The 18,668-nt window shown below is 44.4% G+C and carries 14 protein-coding genes; 6 read left to right on the forward strand and 8 right to left on the reverse strand.

From position 1 onward, the window contains the following. The first annotated feature begins 72 nt into the window (after nucleotides 1–72). Nucleotides 73–1,908, forward strand: a complete 1,836-nt coding sequence (locus AAC147_RS18105; protein WP_047683471.1) for a hypothetical protein — start codon at nucleotides 73–75, stop codon at nucleotides 1,906–1,908. A 20-nt stretch (nucleotides 1,909–1,928) separates the two neighbouring features. Here the strand turns inward: AAC147_RS18105 and fabY are convergent, their stop codons facing one another. The 4 genes from fabY to typA form a co-directional block, all read right to left on the reverse strand. Beyond that, the gene (gene fabY / locus AAC147_RS18110; RefSeq protein ID WP_047683474.1) at nucleotides 1,929–2,849 is read right to left on the reverse strand and encodes a fatty acid biosynthesis protein FabY; all 921 of its coding nucleotides are present in this window, start codon (nucleotides 2,847–2,849) and stop codon (nucleotides 1,929–1,931) included. Nucleotides 2,850–3,022: 173 nt separating this feature from the next. Further along, nucleotides 3,023–3,460 carry a D-aminoacyl-tRNA deacylase gene (gene dtd, locus AAC147_RS18115; protein ID WP_047683511.1) on the reverse strand — a complete coding sequence of 146 codons (438 nt, stop codon included), beginning with the start codon at nucleotides 3,458–3,460 and terminating at the stop codon, nucleotides 3,023–3,025. A gap of 133 nt (nucleotides 3,461–3,593) precedes the next feature. Then, nucleotides 3,594–4,211, reverse strand: coding sequence for a glucose-1-phosphatase (gene yihX, locus AAC147_RS18120; RefSeq protein ID WP_047683477.1), 618 nt, complete (start codon nucleotides 4,209–4,211; stop codon nucleotides 3,594–3,596). Between the two features lie 249 nt (nucleotides 4,212–4,460). Next, nucleotides 4,461–6,284: a ribosome-dependent GTPase TypA gene (typA, locus tag AAC147_RS18125; protein WP_047683479.1), complete on the reverse strand. Its 1,824-nt coding sequence runs from the start codon at nucleotides 6,282–6,284 to the stop codon at nucleotides 4,461–4,463. Between the two features lie 504 nt (nucleotides 6,285–6,788). On the opposite strand from typA, the gene glnA reads away from it, so the two are divergent. The 3 genes from glnA (at nucleotide 6,789) to glnG (ending at nucleotide 10,857) form a co-directional block, all read left to right on the forward strand. Continuing rightward, nucleotides 6,789–8,198, forward strand: a complete 1,410-nt coding sequence (gene glnA / locus AAC147_RS18130) for a glutamate--ammonia ligase (protein ID WP_047683482.1) — start codon at nucleotides 6,789–6,791, stop codon at nucleotides 8,196–8,198. Between the two features lie 176 nt (nucleotides 8,199–8,374). Next, complete coding sequence (gene glnL, locus AAC147_RS18135) at nucleotides 8,375–9,418, forward strand: nitrogen regulation protein NR(II) (protein WP_047683484.1); 1,044 nt, start codon at nucleotides 8,375–8,377, stop codon at nucleotides 9,416–9,418. A gap of 8 nt (nucleotides 9,419–9,426) precedes the next feature. Beyond that, the gene (glnG, locus tag AAC147_RS18140) at nucleotides 9,427–10,857 is read left to right on the forward strand and encodes a nitrogen regulation protein NR(I) (RefSeq protein ID WP_047683486.1); all 1,431 of its coding nucleotides are present in this window, start codon (nucleotides 9,427–9,429) and stop codon (nucleotides 10,855–10,857) included. Between the two features lie 135 nt (nucleotides 10,858–10,992). On the opposite strand, the gene hemN is transcribed toward glnG, so the two are convergent. Both hemN and yihI read right to left on the reverse strand, forming a co-directional pair. Next, a complete protein-coding gene (hemN, locus tag AAC147_RS18145) occupies nucleotides 10,993–12,366 on the reverse strand; it encodes an oxygen-independent coproporphyrinogen III oxidase (RefSeq protein ID WP_047683489.1) in 1,374 nt (457 codons plus the stop codon). 192 nt (nucleotides 12,367–12,558) lie between these two features. Next, nucleotides 12,559–13,095: a Der GTPase-activating protein YihI gene (yihI, locus tag AAC147_RS18150; RefSeq protein WP_047683492.1), complete on the reverse strand. Its 537-nt coding sequence runs from the start codon at nucleotides 13,093–13,095 to the stop codon at nucleotides 12,559–12,561. A gap of 148 nt (nucleotides 13,096–13,243) precedes the next feature. Here yihI and AAC147_RS18155 point away from each other — a divergent pair, with 148 nt between their 5' ends. Then, nucleotides 13,244–14,719, forward strand: coding sequence for a glycosyltransferase family 39 protein (locus tag AAC147_RS18155; RefSeq protein WP_047683495.1), 1,476 nt, complete (start codon nucleotides 13,244–13,246; stop codon nucleotides 14,717–14,719). Between the two features lie 88 nt (nucleotides 14,720–14,807). Here the strand turns inward: AAC147_RS18155 and AAC147_RS18160 are convergent, their stop codons facing one another. After that, nucleotides 14,808–16,145 carry an NCS2 family permease gene (locus AAC147_RS18160; RefSeq protein ID WP_047683498.1) on the reverse strand — a complete coding sequence of 446 codons (1,338 nt, stop codon included), beginning with the start codon at nucleotides 16,143–16,145 and terminating at the stop codon, nucleotides 14,808–14,810. Between the two features lie 162 nt (nucleotides 16,146–16,307). After that, nucleotides 16,308–16,859 carry a TetR/AcrR family transcriptional regulator gene (locus AAC147_RS18165; RefSeq protein ID WP_047683501.1) on the reverse strand — a complete coding sequence of 184 codons (552 nt, stop codon included), beginning with the start codon at nucleotides 16,857–16,859 and terminating at the stop codon, nucleotides 16,308–16,310. 106 nt (nucleotides 16,860–16,965) lie between these two features. Here AAC147_RS18165 and AAC147_RS18170 point away from each other — a divergent pair, with 106 nt between their 5' ends. Next, nucleotides 16,966–18,462 carry an MFS transporter gene (locus AAC147_RS18170; protein WP_047683504.1) on the forward strand — a complete coding sequence of 499 codons (1,497 nt, stop codon included), beginning with the start codon at nucleotides 16,966–16,968 and terminating at the stop codon, nucleotides 18,460–18,462. The last annotated feature ends 206 nt before the right edge of the window (nucleotides 18,463–18,668 follow it).

Here is an 18,668-nt window from a genome sequence, read left to right on the forward strand (position 1 = left end):
GACTATTGAGTAGCGATCCGTTTTACGGCATAAAAGAGATTATTTTCAGGACGAGCGTATTGAGGTGAGATCATGAAGTGGTTAGGGAAATGCGTTGCTACTCTACTGTTATTACTGATTCTGGCAATTATCATTATTTATTTTGTTGCCCAGACACACTGGGGAGCAAAAAAAATAAGCCAGTGGATCAACAAGCAAGGCCATTATCAGGTCAATATTGAAAATATCGACCACAGTTGGCTCCGGCCTATGACCCTAATGCTCAATAATGTGAGTATCAGCGATAAACAGGGGTCTTTCTCGCTCAATGCTAATACGGTCGATCTGGATCTCAAATGGCAATTCCTGCCCAAATTCACAGATCTCCATAAGCTGACATTACAACAAGGTAAGTTAGTACTGTCAGACAATCAGTTTCCTCCGGTTTTGAAAGCCGATATTTTACAACTGAATCAGATAGATATTCAGTTAACAACCCCTCATTCGCAAATTCAGGGGAAAAATATTATCGGCGGCATCACCCCCTGGACACCTGATACCAACTCTCCTTTTGGTTCGGGGCAGTACCAGTTCAGTGCCAGTACAATCAGTATCAATGGGCTCCCGTTTAATAAGGTCGTCATGCAGGGGAATTACCAGAATAACAGTCTGACCATCAGCTCCTTTGGTTCAGAGTTTCTGAAAGGTTTCATCTCTGGAAACGGACAACAATTACCTGATGGCAGTTGGAACTGGGATAATATCCTGATCAATGATATACGCTGGCAGTCCCCAATGGCACTGGCTGCTCTTGTAGAAAAAATGCATAAACTCCCGACCATCCGCATTAAAGATCTCAATCTCACTAACGCCAAACTACAAGGGAAAGATTGGTCTGTCGATTATCTTGATACAACCATCAAGGGACTGGGGTTAGTTAATGGGCGTTGGCAGGCTGAAGATGGCTTGATTGATTTTAATGCCATGAATATGACCTTCAATGATGCTCAGTTCCGGGATGTATTGGGTAAGTTACGCTTTTCCGGTGATATTTTTACCATCGCCAATCTGACAACTCATTACCAGAAAGGTTTATTCAATGTTAAAGCTCAATGGGATCGCCAGAGCCGCCAGTTAACCCTCAACGACAGTTCAGTGACAGGCTTGATATACTTCCTGCCAGCAGAGTGGCATGGCTATATCAAAAACCCCGCACCAGAATGGATTTCAGCACTAAAATTAAACAATGTCAGTATTAACAATACACTCCTGATTGATGCGAATCCTGATTTTCCATTTCAGCTCACCACACTATCAGGCTATATCGATGCTATGGATATCCTGAAAAAGGGTCATTGGGGACTATGGAGTGGGCAAGCATCGTTACAAGCAGCCAGCGGAACATTCAATAAAGTAGAAATCGCTCGTCCCTACCTGCAATTACATGCTACAGATGACAGAGTCGTGGTTGATAAAATAAATGCCTTCACGGGTGATGGAGTACTACAATTTAACGGTACGGTTGAACAGTCAGCTTCTCAAAAACCTTTTCAGCTCAACTTCAAGGGAATGAATGTAGACTTGGCTATTCTGCCACAATGGGGTTGGATACCGCTCAATGTACATGGCGATGGCAATTTTTCACTGGCTATCACTGGTGATCTCTCAACTGACAATATTAAAGATACCATTAGTGGCACATTAGCTGCTGAAGGCAGGTCATCCAATAAAGAGTCACAATCGATTAAACAAGGGATAATTTCAACCGATAACTGCCCTGCTGGACAATCTCACGCAGACCAATCTAACGAAGCAGGGCAATCTCATACAGAGCAATCACAAAAAACAGAACAATTACAAAAAGACAGCGCAAACAGTTCTACCACAGAAACAGAAAAAGCTAAAACCTGTACTACTATTCGGTTATAGCAGTCCAGGTTATAGCAGATTCAGGTTGTAGAAGTCCGTTCAGCAGGCAATACAATATAAGTACCGGTGAACACACTACCCACACCCAGTTCACCGCTTACTTGTACTTCCAGCTTAACACGCGCTTTATTGCCACGTGCAAGTCGGGCTAAATCACCGCTCATATTGTTGAGGTCAGCGACAGCACTAGGTCGGCCAGTGATTGGTTTATGGTAACGAATATTTGCATCAACCAGAATGATATCTCCTCCCAATTGGCGCTCCTGCAATAACAGCCAGATCAATCCCCACGCTGTTAATGTCGATTGAGAAAACAAGCTACCGGCAAAAATAGTATGGTGAGGGTTCTGGTTACCTGCTTCCGGCATTGTGGTAATAAAACGTTGCCCTGTGTATTGAGTAATACGCAGCCCCATTTTTTCACTCAAGGGAATGTGCTTGTACCACGCCTGTTGCAATTCCGCACACCAGTCCGGGCGGTGTAAAATATCATCAAGACTCATAATCGGCTTAATCATCAAGAAGTGATTAATAGGAGGAGACGACTGAGCACCATTAATAAGGCCCCGGTTTTGAAAACCCAACTTACTAAAGAAATCAACAGCATCCTCACGCGCACTGCAAACAATCCGCTTTACACCTTCTTGTCTGGCAACAGATTCCAATGCCATTGCAATCAGTGTGCCTAACCCTTTCTGCTGTTCATTAGGGTCAACAGCCAGAAAACGGATGGCACCTTCACTATCTGCATTGATATATAAACGCCCAACAGCAACTGGTTTGCCTATTTCATCCACCACCATTTGATGATGAGCCATCGAATCATAAGCATCTCTTTCTGAGCCAATCGGTTGATGAAGTGGCTTACGCAGCATCTCCCAACGAAATTGGTAATAAGTTTCCAGCTCTTGTTCGGTTTGAGGTACTCTGAGGTGATACATAGAAACAGCCCCTTCTTCGCGTGTTGTCATGTGTAGTCAAGGAAATGCATACAGCAAACGATGGTTATCTTATTTTGTTATGTTCATCGCTCCCGAATAAAGTACGCACTTATACCCGGTGTCTTTCAAATTGCAGCTTTGTTTACTGCATCCTGAAATCCATTAGGTAAACATCATACTTGCAACCAGAAAGTCACAGGCCCGTCATTTGTCAGACTCACTTTCATGTCCGCAGCAAATTGCCCCATTTCTGTTTTTATACCAGTTGCACGGCACTGTTCAACAAAATAGCGATAAAGTTGGTTAGCTTTTTGAGGTTCAGCGCCACCAGAAAAACTCGGCCTTAAACCTTTTTGAGTATCAGCAGCCAAGGTAAATTGGGAAATAACCAATAAGCTCCCATTAGCTTGCTGGACATTCAGGTTCATTTTCCCATACTCATCGCTGAACACGCGATATCCCATTACTTTGTCACACAGACGCTGAGCTTTTTGTTGATCATCTTCTTTTTCAACCCCCAGAAAAACCAACAGCCCCTGCTCAATTTCTCCAACAGTTTTGCCCTCAACAACAACTTCTGCCTGTGTTACACGTTGAATTAATGCAATCATTTTTCTTGTGAGTGATCCATAAAAGATAGAGTAACCTGTAGGGATAGAACCTTGCTTGCCAAGATGCCATCCCATTTAGAACCTGTTAACTGTTATGTGAAACAGTTACATGAGAACGGTTATGTGAAAGATACTATGTTGCTTTGGGAAGTGAGAAGTCATGTGTTTTAAAATAATCAGGAATGACTTTCCTGTCAGTCACATGAATGGCATTGATACCTAATTTTTTTGCTGCATCAATATGTTCCAAAACATCATCAAAAAAAACAGCCTGCTCAGCAGCTACACCTTCTTTTTCAAGCACATATTTAAAAATATCCTGATTCGGTTTACGCATTCCCAAGTCTTGGGACAGATAAAGAAAATCTGCCGATGCAGTGATTTCAGGGTAGTGTTGTGGCCAGTACTGGAGATGTAAATGGTTTGTGTTGGATAATACAACAACTCTATGCCCCTGCTCCCTCAGTTTATTCATTAACTCAATGACTTCCTGCCTGACGCCAATGAAAATCGCGTTCCAACCTTCAGAGAATTGCTCAAAGCTGAGTGAGATTTCCATTTCATCACACAACGCTTCAACAAATTCTGTATCCGTGATTTGCCCGCATTCATGCTTTTCAAATGCCTCTCCGATTGTAAATTTGGTCGTCAACGTTGCCAGTGGTGTACCACTTAAGTTACTCCAGACAGCCAGTACTCTTTTAAAATCAATATCAATAATCACATTACCCATATCGAAAATGTACAGCATAATCCCTCCTGACTGGTGCTTATGGTTTTGTACTTTTATCATAATTTAATCAAGAAAAAAGGGTAAGACGACAAAGAACAGACAAATTACGCTATTGAGCAATTGTCATTGAAACAGTTAACAATTTAACTAAATCGTAATACTAGCAGTCTAATGCAGGTAAGCGAACAGGGAGAAGAGTTTGGTCAGGCTCAGAAGAGCGCTGATAAAACTCAGGGTGCCGAAGCACCCTAAGCTATTCAAAAGACATTAAACTTCTTTACTACGGCTTGCGCGACGACGATCATTTTCAGTCAGATGACGTTTACGCAGACGAATTGATTGCGGTGTAACTTCAACCAGTTCGTCATCATCAATGAACTCCAGCGCTTGCTCCAATGTTTTCTTGATGTGTGGAGTCAGCGTTGTCGCTTCATCTGTACCAGAAGCACGAACGTTAGTCAGTTTTTTACCTGTCAGGCAGTTTACGGTCAGGTCATTGGAGCGGGAATGGATACCAATGATCTGGCCTTCATAAACTTCTGTACCATGACCAAGGAACAACTTACCACGCTCCTGCAAGCCATACAGAGCATAAGCAACGGCTTTACCCTGACCATTGGAAATCAGTACCCCATTCTGGCGACGACCAATTTCACCGGGACGGATATCATCATAGTGGCTGAAGGTTGCGTACAGCAGACCAGTACCGGAAGTCATGGTCATAAATTCAGTACGGAAACCGATCAAACCACGGCTTGGGATCACGTAATCCAAACGCACGCGACCTTTTCCATCCGGCAACATATCACGCATTTCACCTTTACGTTCACCAAGCGCCTGCATCACATCACCCTGATGCTGCTCTTCGATATCCAGTGTTACCTGCTCGAAAGGTTCCTGCTTACGACCATCAATTTCACGGAAAATAACCTTTGGACGAGAAACCGCCAATTCGAAACCTTCACGACGCATATTCTCAATCAGGACGGAGAGATGCAGTTCACCACGACCAGATACACGGAAAGCGTCTGGATCTTCAGTTTCTTCAACGCGCAGTGCGACGTTATGAACCAGCTCTTTTTTCAAACGATCCAGGATCTGGCGGGAAGTCACATACTTACCTTCACGCCCACAGAATGGTGAGGTGTTAACGCAGAAAAACATGCTAACGGTAGGCTCATCAACTGCCAAAGCCGGCAAAGCTTCAACTGCATTAACCTCACACAGCGTGTCAGAGATGTTCAGTTCACCCAGACCGGTAATCGCAATGATATCACCTGCTTCCGCTTTGTCAGACTCGATGCGATCTAATCCCAGGTGACTGAAAACCTTACCCACTTTACCATTACGCGCCTTACCTTCACTATCAATAATAGTGATGTTCTGGTTTGGTCTTACTGTTCCGCGCTTGATACGACCGATACCAATAACCCCAACGTAGTTGTTGTAATCCAACTGAGAAATCTGCATCTGGAATGGGCCATCAAGATCAACTTTAGGTGGCTCAACATGCTCAACGATTGCCTGATACAGCGGGGTCATATCCTCTGCCATATCTGTATGGTCGTTACCCGCAATCCCCATCAGTGCAGATGCGTAAACAATAGGGAAATCCAACTGTTCATCGGTTGCACCCAGGTTTACGAACAAGTCGAATACCTGATCGACTACCCAATCAGGGCGAGCACCAGGACGATCAACTTTGTTGATAACTACGATTGGCTTCAAACCGTGGGCGAAGGCTTTCTGAGTTACAAAGCGAGTCTGCGGCATCGGGCCATCCATCGCATCTACCAGCAGTAAAACACTGTCAACCATTGACATCACGCGCTCTACTTCACCACCGAAGTCGGCGTGGCCTGGGGTATCTACGATATTGATACGGTAGTCATTCCATTTAATAGCCGTGTTTTTTGCAAGAATGGTGATACCACGTTCTTTTTCCAGATCATTAGAATCCATCACGCGCTCGGTTGCCGCTGTACGCTCATCAAATGTACCGGATTGCTGTAGGAGTTTATCAACCAGCGTAGTTTTGCCATGGTCAACGTGAGCGATAATGGCAATATTTCTTAAGTTATTAATTGACAAGTATTTTTACCGTTTTAGCTATTTGAAGAAATATTAAATACAGACAGCGTGACAGGTCGCAACGCTACTCTCATTTAACACAAATATGGTGCTATTTTACACGTTATAGCTACAGAGTGAAATAAATGTGAAGTGCATCACTTTTGAAGTTTATCTATTTTCTGAATATAAACGTGTCATAACTTCAAGTGATAATAACAGTATCTGTAACAGCTCAACCTTATTTATTTTCACCAAAATAGTGCATACTATCTTTTTTATTCACCTATTTGGTGCAAATATACTTAACTATCCCTGTGTGCTTTTATCCATTTGCTGAGTTTTATACCTGTTTATAAATATACACATTCAGATTCAATGGTTTTTAAAAGTTGGCACACTTTTCGCATTGTACTCTGGCATTGAAAATTGCAATAAAAATTGGCTGTATACAAAGACGCTATCAGCCACTTAAGATAAGGCAGTCAGCGCCTTATCCAGCCTACGTAAACCAGGAGAACTCATATGTCCGTTGAACATGTTTTGTCCATGATTGAAGAACATCAGGTGAAGTTTATTGACTTACGTTTTACTGACACTAAAGGTAAAGAACAGCACATCACTATTCCTGCCCACCAGATTGATGAAGATTTCTTCGAAGATGGAAAAATGTTCGACGGTTCATCTATCAAAGGTTGGAAAGGTATCAATGAATCCGACATGGTACTCATGCCAGATCCATCTACCGCAATGCTTGATCCTTTCTTTGACGATGCCACGCTCATTATACGTTGCGATATCCTGGAACCTGGCACAATGCAAGGTTATGGTCGTGACCCTCGCTCTATTGCAAAACGTGCAGAAGATTTCCTGCGTGCAAGTGATATTGCAGATACTGTTTTGTTTGGACCAGAACCAGAATTCTTCCTGTTTGATGATATCCGTTTCGGCAGTTCTATTTCAGGTTCTTATTATCATATCGATGATACCGAAGCGGCCTGGAATAGCGGCACTCGCTATGAAGGCGGTAACAAAGGCCATCGCCCAGGAGTTAAAGGTGGCTATTTCCCTGTGCCTCCGGTGGACTCTTCTCAGGATCTGCGTTCAGCAATGTGCCTGACTATGGAGGAAATGGGTTTGGTTGTGGAAGCCCACCACCACGAAGTGGCAACGGCGGGTCAGAACGAAGTCGCAACTCGTTTCAACACCATGACCAAAAAAGCGGATGAAACCCAAATTTATAAGTATGTGGTACATAATGTCGCCCACGCTTTCGGCAAGACAGCGACATTTATGCCAAAACCGCTGGTCGGAGATAACGGCTCAGGAATGCATTGTCACATGTCATTGGCTAAAGGCGGTGTCAACCTGTTCGCCGGCGACAAATATGGTGGGTTATCTGAACTGGCTCTTTACTATATCGGCGGCATCATCAAACATGCCCGTGCCCTGAATGCCTTTACTAATCCAACCACTAACTCGTATAAACGTTTAGTACCTGGTTTTGAGGCTCCCGTGATGCTGGCATATTCTGCCCGCAACCGCTCTGCGTCTATCCGTATTCCGGTTGTAGCCAGCAGTAAAGCCCGTCGTATTGAAGTACGTTTTCCAGATCCGGCCGCCAATCCTTATCTGGCCTTCTCTGCTCTGCTTATGGCTGGCCTTGATGGTATCATCAATAAAATACATCCGGGCGATGCGATGGATAAAAACCTGTATGACCTGCCAGCCGAAGAAGCCCAAGAGATCCCAACTGTAGCCTCTTCTCTGGAAGAAGCACTGGCTGCACTGGATACAGATCGCGAATTCCTAACCCGCGGTGGTGTTTTCACTGATGATGCAATTGATGCTTACATTGGTGTCTTGAACAGTGAAATCGAACGCGTCCGTATGACTCCACATCCTCTGGAGTTTGAACTGTATTACAGTGTGTAGTACTTAAAAGTATTACCCTTTTTCTTTTTTATTTTGTTGCCGTGAAACTTTTGGCCCATCTTCGGATGGGCTCTTTTCCCTCTGAACCTTCCTTCTCAATAGAGTGGGTGACCAATTCATGATCAAATAAGATACAATGCACCAAAAAAGTGCAAAGGCTGAAAGGTTGGATAGAAATGGCTGATTTTCCCAAAGCAGAACAGATTCTTGATTCACTGATAAACAGTGTGTTGGTACTGGATAACGATTTCATTATCCACTATGCCAATCATTCCGCCATGCAACTTCTGGCACAAAGTACACATAAATTATTCGGCACTCCTCTTCCGGTATTGTTCAGCTATATCTCATTAGATACGGAATTTATGCGTTCCAGTCTGATACGTGGGCATGGTTTTACGGATAACGAAGTCTTATTAGTGATCAACAATCACTCACATGTTATGTCGCTCAGTGCCCAACCAATTTCCGAACAGTTTATTCTGCTGGAACTCGCTCCTATGGATAGCCAGCGTCGTTTAAGCCAAGAGCAGATACAACAGGCACAGCAGGCGGCTGCGCGGGAATTGGTTCGGGGGCTGGCACATGAGATCAAAAACCCTCTGGGAGGTTTACGGGGAGCCGCACAATTGTTGGCAAAAACACTGCCAGATCCCTCCCTACAAGAATATACTCAAGTCATTATCGAACAGGCAGACAGGCTTCGCACCCTTGTGGATCGATTACTGGGGCCACAACATCCCGGAGCCCAGATCCGCCAGAGCATTCACCATGTAGTAGAACGGGTTTATCAACTGGTATCACTGGAAATGCCCGACAATGTCACATTAATCAAGGACTATGATCCTAGCCTGCCGGAGCTGTCCCATTACCCTGATCAGATTGAACAGGTTTTATTGAATATTACCCGCAATGCTCTACAGGCATTAGGCAGTAAAGGTGGCATAATCACCTTACGAACCCGAACAGCATTCCAAATCACCTTACATGGTGAGCGTTATCGCTTAGCTGCCAGAATTGATATTAAAGACAATGGGCCAGGTATTCCTCCCGGTATTCAGGATACGCTATTCTACCCAATGGTGAGTGGGCATGAGGGAGGAACCGGGCTAGGCTTATCTATTGCCCGCAGTCTTATTGATCAACATTCTGGAAAAATCGAATTCACCAGTTGGCCGGGACATACGGAGTTTTCCATTTACCTGCCTATCAAGAAATAGGGGATACCATGCAACGAGGAAAAATCTGGATCGTTGATGACGACAGCTCTATCCGTTGGGTACTTGAACGAGCACTGAGCGGCGCAGGTATGGAGTGCACGAGTTTTGAAAACGCAGATTCCGTATTGGCAGCACTATCACAAGGTTGTCCCGAAGTTTTGCTGTCAGACATCCGTATGCCGGGTCTGGATGGATTAAATTTACTCAATCAAATCAAACAGAAATATCCACAACTTCCGGTCATCATTATGACTGCCCATTCCGATTTGGATGCAGCCGTCAGTGCCTATCAACACGGTGCATTCGATTATCTACCGAAGCCATTCGATATTGATGAAACTGTCGCGTTGGTTGAACGTGCATTAAGTCATTACCGGGAACAACAACACTCATCCCGTAATTCTAAGATAACGTCATCAGTCTCTGAAATGATTGGAGAAGCTCCTGCCATGCAGGAGGTATACCGGATTATCGGACGGCTTTCCCGCTCCTCCATTAGCGTCTTAATCAATGGTGAATCAGGCACAGGGAAAGAATTGGTTGCCCATGCCCTGCACCGCCATAGTCCAAGAGCCGCAGCCCCTTTTATTGCTTTGAATATGGCCGCAATCCCAAAAGATTTAATTGAGTCAGAATTATTTGGTCATGAAAAAGGCGCTTTCACTGGTGCTAATCAGGTTCGCCACGGGCGTTTTGAGCAAGCTAATGGAGGCTCGTTGTTTTTGGATGAAATCGGCGATATGCCACTAGATATCCAAACGCGTCTTTTGCGCGTTCTGGCAGAAGGGCAATTCTATCGCGTAGGTGGCTATGCACCAGTAAAAGTTGATGTACGAATTATTGCGGCAACCCACCAGAACCTTGAGCAACGGGTTAAAGAGGGTAAATTCCGTGAAGATCTCTATCATCGTCTGAACGTGATCCGCGTACAGTTACCACCTTTGCGAGATCGTGCAGAAGATATCCCTCGTCTGGCCCAACATTTTCTGCAACAAACAGCCAAAGAGCTAGGCGTTGAAGCGAAAACACTACATCCTGATACCGAAACCGCTCTGATGCACCTGTCATGGTCTGGAAATGTCCGTCAGTTAGAGAACGTCTGTCGCTGGCTGACCGTGATGGCAGCCAGTAAGGAAATTCTGGTGCAGGATTTACCGACGGATTTAATTGAAAGTCAGTCCTCTAAGCAAACAAATAATCCTCCTGCTTCCTTCCCTTCATCCTCAGGAGATTGGTCACAGCAATTGGCTATATGGGCAGAAAAAGCCTTACAGGAAGGCCAGGTTGATCTCCTTTCTGATATATTACCGCGGTTAGAACGTACCTTACTTAACTGCGCTCTGACACATACGAATGGACATAAACAGGAAGCCGCCCGTTTACTCGGCTGGGGAAGGAATACAATAACGCGGAAATTGAAGGAACTGGGATTGGGATAAGTTAACAAATAGCTTTGCTATCCCAACTGACTGTCAGGTTGGTATTAACCCCGTCGAGAGACCAATTAGCACCTTGGCGGTATATCAGCGCTACAGGCAGTAGTATAAACCGTATACTCAACTCTGAGCTTGAATTCATATCACCCGCGAAAACTGTCTCTGACGCATCTGATTACGCATATAGCGGTCAAAACACATGCAGATATTTCGGATTAACAAACGTCCTTGCGGTGATACCTGAATTTGAGTTTCAGTGACCTTGACCAGCCCATCTTCCGCCAGCGGCACCAATAATTGCAGATCTTCAGCAAAATAATCCGTAAAATTCACTCCGTAGCACTGTTCAATATCAGCAAAATTCAGCCTAAAATTACAAATCAATGACTTAATCACATCACGGCGGATACAATCATCGAGCGTCAGATTCAAACCACGCCACAACGCATGCTCCTGCGTTTCTACTGCTGCATAGTAGGTTTTCAGCTCTTTCTGGTTCTGTGCATAACTGTCACCTAACATACTGATAGCAGAAACACCGATTCCCAGTAAGTCGCACTCTCCTTGTGTGGTATATCCCTGAAAATTGCGATGTAGTCCCCCTTCCCGCTGAGCAATAGCCAGTTCATCATCAGGACGGGCAAAGTGATCCATACCAATAAACTGATAGCCATTACCTGTCAGAGTAGTAATTGTTTGCTGCAAAATATCCAGTTTCTGTGCTGCATTCGGTAAATCAATCTCCTTAATTTTACGTTGTGCTGCAAACAAATTCGGCATGTGAGCGTAATTGAATACACTCAGACGATCAGGAGATAACGCCAACACTCGTTGCAGAGTGAAAGCGAAACTTTCCGCAGTCTGTTTCGGCAAACCATAAATTAAATCGATACTGGTGGAGGTAAAGCCAGTTTCACGGGCACGATTAACCAATTCGAAAATAAAATCTTCATCCTGTTCCCGATTAACCAGACGCTGAACTTCCTTATTGAAATCTTGCACCCCCATACTCAGGCGGTTAAAACCTTCATGACGTAGATGGTCAATGATATCCAGTTCAATTTCACGTGGGTCAATTTCAATGGAAAGTTCTGCATCAGGCAGAAAGTGGAAGTGACTACGCAATATTGCCATCAATCGGCTGATCTGTGTCTTGTTCAGATAAGTTGGCGTCCCTCCTCCCCAGTGCATTTGGCTGACTTTCCTCTGAGCAAACAATTTTGCCCGCGCTGTGATTTCCTTTTCCAAAACTTGCAGATACTCATCTGCTTTATGTTTCTGACGAGTCACCAGCTTATTGCAGCCACAGAAATAACAAAGTTTGTGACAGAATGGGATATGGACATAAAGGGAAAGAGAGCGATCAGGGTAACGCGCAGCGGCCTGTGCAAACGCGGTATTACCGTACTGTTGGTTAAACTCCAATGCTGTTGGGTATGAAGTATAGCGAGGCCCTGAATAATTATATTTTTGGATCAAAGGCAGATCCCAGACAATGGCTTGCTCTGACATGCTTACTCCTTCCGTTGTTTTAGCCCATCAAATAGCCACCGTAGTTTACCCAATTACTATAACAAATACCATGCAAACACTATGGTTATAGACTTTATCATTGAGTATATTCCGGGCTGCCCCCGCCTTTATGATCACAACAAGTTATAACCAGAACGACTTATTTCTCATAAGTTGCTGACTTATCAGGAATTACTTCCCTTTCAGCAACTGCATGATATCGTCCTGCTGTTCTTCTTCACTGCCATCATCTTCCAGCGCAATACCCAACTGTTCCATCAGGGTATCAATACGATCAAGCATATTATCGACATAGTCATTCTCTTCCTGAGAAAGTTTTTCACCTTGCTCAAGGCGTGCCAGCAAGCTATCCAGACGCTCATCATTTTCCAGCATTTCCAGCTCTTCCTGCGGAGATAAACGAGGTTTTGACGTTGCCTTAAACTTCTCTGCTACTGGTTTTTTTACTATTGTTTTTTTTACTACCGCTTTTTCGCCGATGATCAAAGGAACCGGCGCTTTACTGCCGATACGAGGATCTCGTTCCTGCTTTGTTCCCGACTGTTTTTTTTGATTACTGTTATCCTGGTGACGGCTACCGGCTTGATTACCACGCTGTTTTTTCTGGCGTTTACGCTCACGTCCTTCAGCGTTCAACTCTTCACGGCTTTTTCTTTTTTGCTTACCCACTGACGTTTTTACAGGGGATTTTTTCTTTAATTGACTCATAGCTTGTGACTCAACTCGTGTTATCAAGATATTTTCGGCGGAATCTAACAGAATCCACTTATAACATCCAACGTCATTTACTTATTCTTTCGAGTTCGACTAATATTTCAGGTTATCTTAACTTAAGTATTATGAGCATCAATTCTCTATGCGTTTCTTCGATACTTCTTATCGCATACCTCTGTATCTTTGGTGCATTGGTTATGCTGTCTTATGGACAGTAGCAAGTTATTCACTGGATCCGACTGTTCCATATGATGCTGTTGAAGCCTTAAACTGGGGCATGAATGGCGAATGGGGATCCCCGAAAAATCCGTGGCTGGTAGGCACTGTGATGTTACCAGCGATCTATATTAGTCATATCTCTCTCAGCTTTTACTGGTATTTCACCCATTTTGTTGCCATTGCCATAGGTATGCTTGGCGTCTGGCGTCTGGCCTTCCGGTTAACAGGCAAAGTTGAATTAGCCTGGCTTGCCATGCTAACACTCAATCTGTCTGGTATCATTAATTTCGATATTATTCCTTATAACGATAATTACCTGTTGGTGATGCTGTGGCCGTGGTCACTGTTGTTCTTCCTGAAAGCCATTGATGACCATCCAAAATGGTGGCTGGCATTCGCATTAGCAACAGGGCTGGCTACAATGGGCAAATATTCTTCACTGGCGATCGTTGGTTCAATCTTTTTGCTCTCCCTGTTCGTTCCCAAGGTACGACGTCATTATCGGGAGCCGCTCTTTTATCTCGCCATTGCATTGTGGCTTATACTGATATTACCCAATGCCTGGTGGCTGGCACATAACGATTTTTCTGCATTTAAATGGGTAGACTCTCAAATCGAGCATAGATTTAATCTGCATACTACACGCGCGGTACTTGCGGTGTTCTATCCTCTCATCATCGTAGGAGTGATTATTTATCTGTCAGGTGGAAAAATTGGCTGGCCAAAGCAACAATCCAACAAGCTGGTTAATATCGTTATTCTGTTACCCCTGTTGATTATCTATGCCTGGTTCTCTTTTAATCAGGGTGGACGGATGACTGAATGGCTCCAGCCATTCATGGCGGTTGCACCTGCACTACTGGTAGGTTCGATAACTGTACCACCCCATAAATCTTTACTGGGAATATTGCGAGGTTTGGCCTTGCTTGGTGTGCTGGTTCTTATCGGCTATGCCAGTGTCATGCTGGCCAATGTCCGGGGCGCTGGCGAAAAATTTGAAGGGATAAAAACCTTTACCAGCCAACTTGATCAGCACTGGAATGAATTGTACCCAACACCACTGCATTACGTTGGAGGTGAATATCTGCACCAATGGCTGACGTTTTACAGTCACTATCGTCCTCAAACCATACAACCGTGGGAAATAGACAATGGTGCACCACCCAATATATACAACCGCCATATTAAACAGAGCGATATTGTGAAATATGGTGCTTTACTGGTAGGAAAAAGGGGAACAAATTGCTCACAGGAAAACTTTCAACAAACACTGACAACCTGGACTGAATTAACGATCAATCACAAAGAAGAATTTACGTTTCAAGCTCAGCCAAGTGCGGAACCTGAGATCGTCTGCATCGGCTTTGTTGCGCCCAAAAACAGTCAATACCCTCAATAAGTTTCCAGTGACCACAAAAAAGCCTGAAAGTGAGTATACCGTCAGGCTTTTTCTTCTCAACACAACTTCAGGTTAGCCAGCATCGTGTTTAATGGGCATCCACAAACACCATTTTCAATATAAACAGTAAAGTAACGACAATAACGCAAGCGCCAATTTCACGCCATTTCCCTGTTCCCAGTTTCATAGTGCAATAGGCGATAAATCCTAATGCGATACCTTCGGTAATAGAAAAGCTGAATGGCATCATAACAGCGGTAATAAATGCCGGGACGGATTCAGTCAGGTCATTCCATTTCACCCGTGTCAAGCTGGATGTCATCAGAACCCCCACATAAACCAACGCACCTGCTGTAGCATAAGCAGGAACCATACTAACCAATGGAGAAATAAACATCACCAGCAGGAATAGAATACCGACAACAACGGCAGTTAATCCGGTACGCCCACCAACAGAGACGCCAGAAGAGCTCTCTATATAGGCGGTTACCGAAGAAGTTCCGATATAAGAGCCAGCAACTGAGCTAATGCTGTCAACATACAGTGCCTGATTCATCCGCGGGAATTTACCATTACTGTCAGCAATACCGGCTTTATCAGTTACACCAATCAACGTACCGGACGAATCAAACAGGTTTACCAGCATAAAAGAAAAAATAACCCCGGCTAACGCGATATCCAGAGCGCCTTTCACATCAACATTACCAACAACACTCATTACACTGGGTGGCAGATCAAAAACCCCCTGATATTCCACATACCCCATCATAAACCCGATCCCCGTCGTTATTACGATGGACAGCAATACTGCTGCATGAAAATTACGTGCTGCTAAGATCGCAATGATAAAAAAGCCCAATGTACCCAACAGTACATTGTGGGAAGCAAAATTGCCGATGGAGACGATAGTATCTGGATTCGGTACGATAATGCCGGCATTTTTCAGCCCCATCATGGCAATAAAAAGCCCGATACCACTGGTAATACCGACGCGCAAACTTACGGGGATATTAGCTATCATCCAGTAACGAATGCGGAAAATAGTCAGGATTAATAACCCTACTGCGCCCCAGAAAATCGCCCCCATTGCAACCTGCCATGAAATACCCATGGCACCGACTACGACGAAAGCAAAAAAAGCATTCAGCCCCATCGCGGGAGCAACAGCAACCGGTAAGTTTGCCGTTATTCCCATCATAATACTGCCAAGTGCAGCGATGAGGCAGGTAGTAACAAATACGGCTTTGATATCCATTCCTGTAACAGACAAAATTTGTGGATTCACAAAGACGATATAAACCATGGTTAGAAAGGTTGTAAGCCCGGCGATCATTTCGGTACGGATTGTCGTGCCATGTTCCTCTAATTTAAACACGCGCTGAAGTAAGCCCTGACGATTTACAGAGCCAGAATGGGGTGTGCTCATTGATATTTTATTTCCTAAAAGATGAAGTTTTCGCCCTATCCTACCGGAAATCAGAACAAATCGTTATCCTCCAAGGTCAAAAAAGAAAACGATTGCGATAAACACAATCAATAAGTTATATAACAAAGTTATTATTAACGTCCCTGATTAATTGGCTCTGTTTTATTCGTTATTTTTGCATGGCATCATGTCAAGAATATCGGTGAAAATATCGGCCCATTCATCCTTACCAATCTCCATTAATCCAAAGAAACGCAGGACGAATGCCCCTTCTGTGGCCAGAAAAGCTAAGCGTGCCCGACGCCCTTCTTCCGTCGTTGTCTCCAGACCAGCTATACGCTGACTATACCAGGCACGACTTGACTCAAGATGTTCAGGTGTTTGAAGTAAAGCAGCCAGTAAACCTGCCGCTTTCGCAGATGATACATCATCAGAATGCTGGCTGGCCTCAACATGCGCACGTACTGCTGTCAGTGGATCAGGATCTTCCCCGGCTATTGTGCAAAACTGCTCTTGGTAACTCAGTTCCCAACGTTCAAACATCGCATCAATGAGTGCGTCCTTCGTACTGAAACTGTACTGAACCCCACCCTTAGTGATCCCCACCGATTTTGCCACTGCATCAATAGTCAGAGCCGCAGCACCATATGTTGTTACAATTTGTTCCGCTGCATCCAACAAAACTTCCCGGTCAATTGTTTTACGTCGTCCCATGGAAGACTCCTTTTCATTCAATACGTATGTATTTATAATGGTAGGATATTGTACCGTCAAAACTTGAACGACACAGTATCCCTCAACCATTTTGATGAGTTCTCGCATGAAATCGAATATTCGCTGGCTCGTGCTGGCTGTCATTTCCAGCGCACTTTTTCTAATCGTTATCGACATGACTGTTCTCTATACAGCCTTGCCTCGCCTGACACATGACCTGCGCGCTTCTTCCACCGAAAAACTGTGGATTATGAACGCCTATTCATTGACCATTGCTGGCCTGCTTCCCGGTACAGGAGCGTTAAGTGACCGTTTCGGTGCCAAGAAACTATTTACTTCCGGGCTGGTTGTATTCTGCATAGCATCACTTATCGCCGCATTTGCTCCCAATTCCGGTACTTTGATCAGTGCACGAGTGGTACTTGCCATTGGTGCAGCAATGATGATGCCCGCAACGCTGGCAATAGTCCGTCAGGCTTTTGAAGATCCGAATGAACGTGCTCTTGCCATCGGCATCTGGTCAGCGGTTGCTTCGGGTGGAGCGGCGCTTGGCCCCGTTATCGGTGGGATACTGCTCGAATATTACTGGTGGGGTTCTGTTTTCCTGATCAACGTTCCTATCGTCATCATCGCGTTTATCTTTGCTCTGATCACCATTAACAAAAGTCAAAGTAATCCGAGTCGCTCATTTGACCTGCTTGCTTCTATTCAAATCATGATCGGTCTGATTGGTATTACCTTGGCGATCAAGGAAATGAGTAAACCAGTACCATCACTGGAAACTGCCATGATAACCAGCGCCATCGGGATTGTTTTCATGGTGATGTTCGTTCGTCGGCAACGCCGTTCATCCACACCAATTATCGACTTTAATCTGTTACGTTCTTACGGCTTCGCCACCGGAGTCGCGACGGCTTTTGTTACCACAGCAGCCCTTGTGGGAGTGGAGCTTGTAATCAGTCAACGGCTTCAACTGGTGGTAGGTTTATCACCTTTACAGGCAGGGTTGTTTATCCTGCCTATTCCCATAGCTTCTTTTGCTGCCGGGCCTTTGGCTGGTATTGCTATCCCCAGATTTGGCGCAGGAAGAATTATGTGGCTCTCACTCATCTTTGCCGGACTTGGTATTTTTGGTTATCTCATCGGTTTCCAATCCGGCGTGTTAGTACAGATCACTACGTTTGCCATGATCGGGTTTGGCATCGGTGCCGCTATGACAGCAGCTTCTACATCCATCATGTTCAATGCTCCTGAGCACAGTGTAGGTACAGCCGCTTCAATTGAAGAAATCGCTTATGAATTTGGTGGCCTGATTGGGATAGCCGTTCTCGGTAGCCTGATGGTAGCGATCTATACGACCTCATTCACCCTACCGACCGAGGTTATCATACCAGAGTCTGTACAGAGTGGCTCGATACAAAATAGTATTGATGAAGCAATTATCGTTGCAGAAAATTTAAAAGGTGATGCGGCCTTGTCACTGCTCCGTGCAGCAAGACACGCTTTTGATAGCTCATTCCTATCAGTGTTAACCGTGGCGGGAACATTATTACTACTAAGCGCTGCGGTGATCGTGCTGTTTGCAAGAAGGCAACACGATTAACTATTATTAGAACCCGCCAAATTATTCGATTCTTTCAGTCGAATAGTTTGGCATTAAAAAGCATCTCAATATTGAATGACTTTCTTCTATTGACTATTTTTTCTGATCATTTTATGCCATGCCCGAAAGCAATGTAGTTCCTTAAGGTAGTAACTGTAATATTGGGTATTTAGCATAAAGAATGTCGGTCACGTATTCAATCCGTT

The organism is Xenorhabdus sp. NBAII XenSa04 (assembly GCF_963866145.1).
In the GTDB taxonomy this organism is placed as follows: domain Bacteria; phylum Pseudomonadota; class Gammaproteobacteria; order Enterobacterales; family Enterobacteriaceae; genus Xenorhabdus; species Xenorhabdus indica.